We start from the raw sequence: 4675 nt of genomic DNA, 5'->3' as shown, positions 1-4675 counted from the left end.
TTCAAATTCCATTTCTTTTAAGCGTTTGAGTTGGGCTTGTTGCTCTAACCAGCCTTGCAAATGCTCTTCCCAATAGCGTTTTAAAAAGTCTTGTTCTAATTCCTTGAAAAACATCGCCTTCAAGTGCTTTTCAATGGCGGGGTAAAAGATGTCATGTTGCTCTTTTAAAAAGCTAAAATCCAGCCCTTCCACTTGGGTTTTCACCAAAGAGAAAAGGGATTGTTGCACCCTCTCTCTAGCCTCTTGTTCTAATTGTGTGCGGGTTTGTTCTAAGCCCTTTTGTTCTTGCTCTAAGAGGGTTTGCATCTGAGCTTGCAAAGAGGCTAACAAAATATGTTCTTGGGCTTGCCAGTGCTGTGTGACTTGGATTTTAATGTCCTCTAAGAGTCCTTTTAACTCTTGGGGGCTTAAAATGTCCTCTAGGCTCAACTTGGCAATCACCGCCTCTTTAAGACTCTCTTGCACCTCTTGGGTGATTTGTTGCGTGTCAATCTGTGTGCGCGCCTCTTGGCTAATTTGGGGGATAATGGTTTGCATAGCTTGGTTAGCCAGAGTTTCTAAACGCATTTGCATATCGAGCTTAAATTGGGGGTTCTCTAATTTGTCTTGGATTGCCTGCTTGAATTGCGTTTCTAATTGCTGGGCTTTGTTAGCAAACTGGGTTTCATTCTGCTTTTTAAGCGTGCTTGTAGCGAGCTCTAAAAGGGCGATACTCTCTTGTTTGGTCTTTTCATTGGCTTTTAATAATTCTTGGATTTTGTTGTAAAGCTCCATTTTGCCCCTTTTGATGGACTTTCTAGCGTGGTGGGGAGAAATAACAAGCCTAATGGGAATTTAAGATGCCACCACGCTAGAACACCTACCAGTGCGCCGACATCTTAACAATTTTGTAAAGGGCTGACAAGGGTTAAACGCTCCAGTGGAGCGTTTAATGGAGCGGAGCGGAAGGCATCGCCTTTAATGGAGCGTAGCGGAAGCTGCAGGGTTTTAAGGGTCATACGGGCAACTAGATACCAAAGGACGGAATTCGTAGCATTGACAAGGGCATAAGCCCACCTAAAGTGGCGTAAGCTTTTAATGATAAGAGATTTAAGTTCATAGAGGGTAAAATAAAAACGCCCCCAAATGGGGGCAACACCTGTTATATGGAGGTTTTGCCATGAAAAAACATGGTAAAAACTCTACTAGGTTATTTTACCTAAAAATTAGCCTTTGGGGGCTTAATTTTGTCCTCAAACGCAAAAGGGTGGAAAAATCCTAGCTAGAGTCCCCCCCTTGGGGGGTTCTCCTTAAGGTGCAACTGAACCCCTCACACAACTCCCTTAAAACCCCTTTTTGCCATTATGTGTTATCATAGGGTGCGGATACCATAGCGGGTCGCCTTTTTAGCCATCATTTGGAGTATCAATTCTTGTTGAGGGTTGGGAGTTGCAGTGGGTGGCGCTCCGGAGAGGAGACCAACTATGAAGTTATTTATAATCTTCGTGGTGCTTGTGGTGCTGGCTACACCACTGCATTAAACTAAAAAGAGGGGCACCCCTTAGGGGGTGTCCCCTACCACGAGGATTATTGTATCCAGTTGTTTTAAACACAAACTTAACCCATATCCCCCTCATCTTGCACTAGGCTGTAATAAGCCACAAACTCCTTAAACATTGTTTGTTTTTCTAATTCTAATGCGCTTAAGGGCTCTTGTGTGGTGTTGAAAAACACATTTTTTAAATCTTTTCTTTGAGCTTGTGCATACTCTAGGGGGCGCTGAGTGGCTGTTAAAACCTCGATGTCAAAGCAGTCCCAATACGCCTTAACATAGGCGTTATACGCCTCTTTGAGTTTAAATTCCTCCTCTAAGGGGATAGAGGGCTCTTCTTGGTCTTTGATGGCTTCATATTCCAACACCGCGGGGCTTTTGGTGGGTAGGGTTGTGCCCTTTTTTTGTTGGCGTGTCAAAACAACTAAATCACCCTTATTGTGCTCTAGGGTGCTTCTCGTGCGCTGCCTGATGTTTTCTTTATAAGCCTCTATTAAAACCCCCTTAGAATCAAAAATATAAGTTAAGTCAATGGGGACACTCACCCAGCCTCCAGAGCCTCCACCAGCAGTGTTCCAACTCCCGCTATAAACCCGCTCATACTCCCTCTTTTGCACTTTAATTTGTGTCTCTAGGCTAAACTCACTCTTGGGCAATTTGAGCGCGTCTGGGTAGGGCATTTTATCAAAAAGGGGTAATCTCTCCCCCTTGGCGTAATAGCGCATCTGCTCTAAAAAACGGTAAGCGTTGATTTGATTAATTCTAGGGTGGATGTCTTTGTGCATATGCTCGTTAAAAAGCCTTTGGGTGATAGAAGTGTCAAATGCCCCAAAGTAATCCCCGCTGAGTTCCTTAAAGCCGCTTTTAATCTCCTCCATTCTGCGCTCTAAGTTGCGTTTATAGGTCTCTAGGGTGTCCTTATCATTCTCTTTAAACTCCGCTTTGGGGAAGGGCAGATTAAGCGGGTCATAGTCAGCATTACCGGCTAAGTGTCTATGGGCGCGGTTATTCAAGCCTTCAGCTTGTCTGTTATCTGTGGGCTGCCCTAGAATGCCCTTCATGGGGCTAAAGCCCTCTAAACCCGCTTTATAACCCAAACTGCCCGGATTCTCCCCCTTGTAAATATGCCCCTCTGGGAAGATCGCATAAGGCTTATAAATCAAATTGTAATTAATGCTATTTTGCTTCTCATTTAAGGACTTGGTTATACTCGTGGCTTGTTGCAAACTGCTAGAGGCTTGGGCATAAAAGCTTTGGGCATTTTGGGCATTTATGTTAATCACATCTTGAGCCACAGAGACACCAAAATTAGCCACACTGGCTGTTACAGATGTGCTCAAGGCGGCAATGGATACAGCACTGCTAGCCCCAAAGCTCACCACAGAGAGGGCAACCCCTGCAATTAAAGACACCAAATTATCAATGAAATTAAAGAGATTATCCCCCTTAAAGATGTCGCTAAAGACCTGAAAATGGCTATTAGCCTTGTGTTTAGCATATTGCCCAGCCTGCTGGTGCAAGATAGAATCGCTAATGTCTAAATGGTAGCGCGCCCTTGTGTCGTTGTAGGATGCGTATTTTTCTTGTTCTCTATGCCTCAAATAAGCCAAATACTCCGAGCTTTGTCGGTCCCAAACAAGGGGCATCAATCCTCTTTGGTGTAGCGGATATTAAACACCTCTTGCGCGCTGGTGGCATTTTGCACTTGATCCCTCAAGCGGTGCCGTTTGCCAAGCAAGGTGGCTAATTGTTGCATGTAGTCATTATGCTTTTTGAGGATTTTACTAGCCAACACTTTTCTATCCTCCCCCCTAGCTTGGGCGAGCTGGTCTAAAAAGGGGGTATCCCCCTCTAGGTTTGATGCCTCCTGTCTTTGCAGCTCAAAGGTCAGCACTTCATCTAGGGGGATGTATTCCTCTTGCACGCTTTGCATTTGCGCCTCAAATGCGGCGTTAATAAAATCTAATTGCCGCTCTTTGATCTGCTCTAACTCTAAGGGGACTAACTCCCCTGTATCGCTTAGCTCCAGCCCAATCGCATACTGCCATTCCTCCCCTTGGGGCAATTCCATAATATGGAGTTGGTCGGCATTATACTCTGGCAAAGTGTCCCCCTTAAAGATGTCCTTAATGGTGTTATCCTCAATGAGGGCATAAAAGCGATCGGGCAAACACTGCCCCAACTTGGGCGTTCCCTCTTGGGGGTTATCTATGCTGGTGGGGCTATCTGGGGGTGTTATCTTAGCACTATACACGCCTGTGCTCTCTTTAGTGGGCTGGGGTGTTAATGGGCTTTGTTCTGTGTTGCCCTCTAAGTCGCCATCAGCGTTGGCTGCTTGCTCGATTATGTAGTTTTCTAATTGCTCTAACTGGGCTTGTTCTTGGGGGCTTAGATCATCCATACTCTCTCCTTGCAAATAAAAGCATTCTAGCTTGCAAGAGATAGGGGGTCAAGGGTTAAAGCCGAAGGCTTTAATGAGCAAAAGCCCCGCTTTTGCAAAATGCTTTAGCATTTTAATCGTTAAACGGGCAATTAGAATGAAAAGGCTTTAATGGAGCGTAGCGGAAAGCAAGGCGTTTAATGAGCAAAAGCCCGCCTTTAGCCCCAATGCACTAAAATATGCGGGTTACATTATTGGGCTAACCTTTTGAATCGTGCTAAGTTGGAGCATTGGGCTTAATCAAGCCTTTAAGGGGCAGGAGCAGTAGTGGGTCACTCTCCTAGAAAGGAGAGCCTAATATGAAGCTTGTCTTCTTAGCCTTAGTGGTTATAATGGTTTTAGCGCAGCCATTATATTAAAAACCCTTTAACCACCCTCTTTTGAGGGTGGGGGCCCACTAAGTGCTATTGTAACGCAAAAATCCTAATTTTTACATAACCCCCTCAATACTCCAAATGATGCGCGCTGGGGTATTTTTGCCACTCGGAGCCTTTGGGCTTTTTAGGTGGGTTGTTCTCTTGTGTGGGGTCTGTTTGCCCCTCAATGGCTTGCACTTGGCTAATCTCTTCACTGGTGGTGTGGGCTTGCACTAATGCGCCTTGTTGGCTGTATTTTTGCGCTTTGGCCTGCAATTCTAAAATCTGGGCTTGGATTTTTTGGAGTTCTAGGGCTTGGAGTTGTTCATTATAGGGGGCTTGTGCTTG

The 4675-nt window shown here is 45.2% G+C and carries 3 protein-coding genes and 1 pseudogene; all 4 read right to left on the bottom strand.

Annotation, left to right across the window (positions count from 1 at the left end):
• Positions 1-774: hypothetical protein (locus C5684_RS07625; protein WP_199764522.1), on the bottom strand; the 774-nt coding region annotated here is incomplete at its 3' end.
• A gap of 822 nt (positions 775-1596) precedes the next feature.
• The gene (locus tag C5684_RS09595; protein WP_233708708.1) at positions 1597-3177 is read right to left on the bottom strand and encodes a hypothetical protein; all 1581 of its coding nucleotides are present in this window, start codon (positions 3175-3177) and stop codon (positions 1597-1599) included.
• Positions 3177-3932 (bottom strand): hypothetical protein, encoded by a 756-nt coding sequence (locus tag C5684_RS09345; protein WP_199764521.1) that lies wholly within the window; start codon positions 3930-3932, stop codon positions 3177-3179. Before C5684_RS09345 ends, C5684_RS09595 begins: the two co-directional genes overlap by 1 nt.
• 482 nt (positions 3933-4414) lie before the next feature.
• Positions 4415-4675 (bottom strand): annotated as a pseudogene (locus C5684_RS07610) (portal protein); the annotation flags it as partial.

The sequence above is a fragment of the Helicobacter bizzozeronii genome, assembly GCF_900196775.1.
Classification (GTDB): Bacteria; Campylobacterota; Campylobacteria; order Campylobacterales; family Helicobacteraceae; genus Helicobacter; species Helicobacter bizzozeronii.
Note: the sequence above shows the minus strand (reverse complement) of the source record. Positions and strands in the feature narration are given on the sequence as shown.

Coding starts and splice junctions, on each gene's coding strand:
- C5684_RS09595 (WP_233708708.1), bottom strand. CDS start 3,177: ATGCCCCTTGTTTGGGACCGACAAAGCTCGGAGTATTTGGCTTATTTG.
- C5684_RS09345 (WP_199764521.1), bottom strand. CDS start 3,932: ATGGATGATCTAAGCCCCCAAGAACAAGCCCAGTTAGAGCAATTAGAA.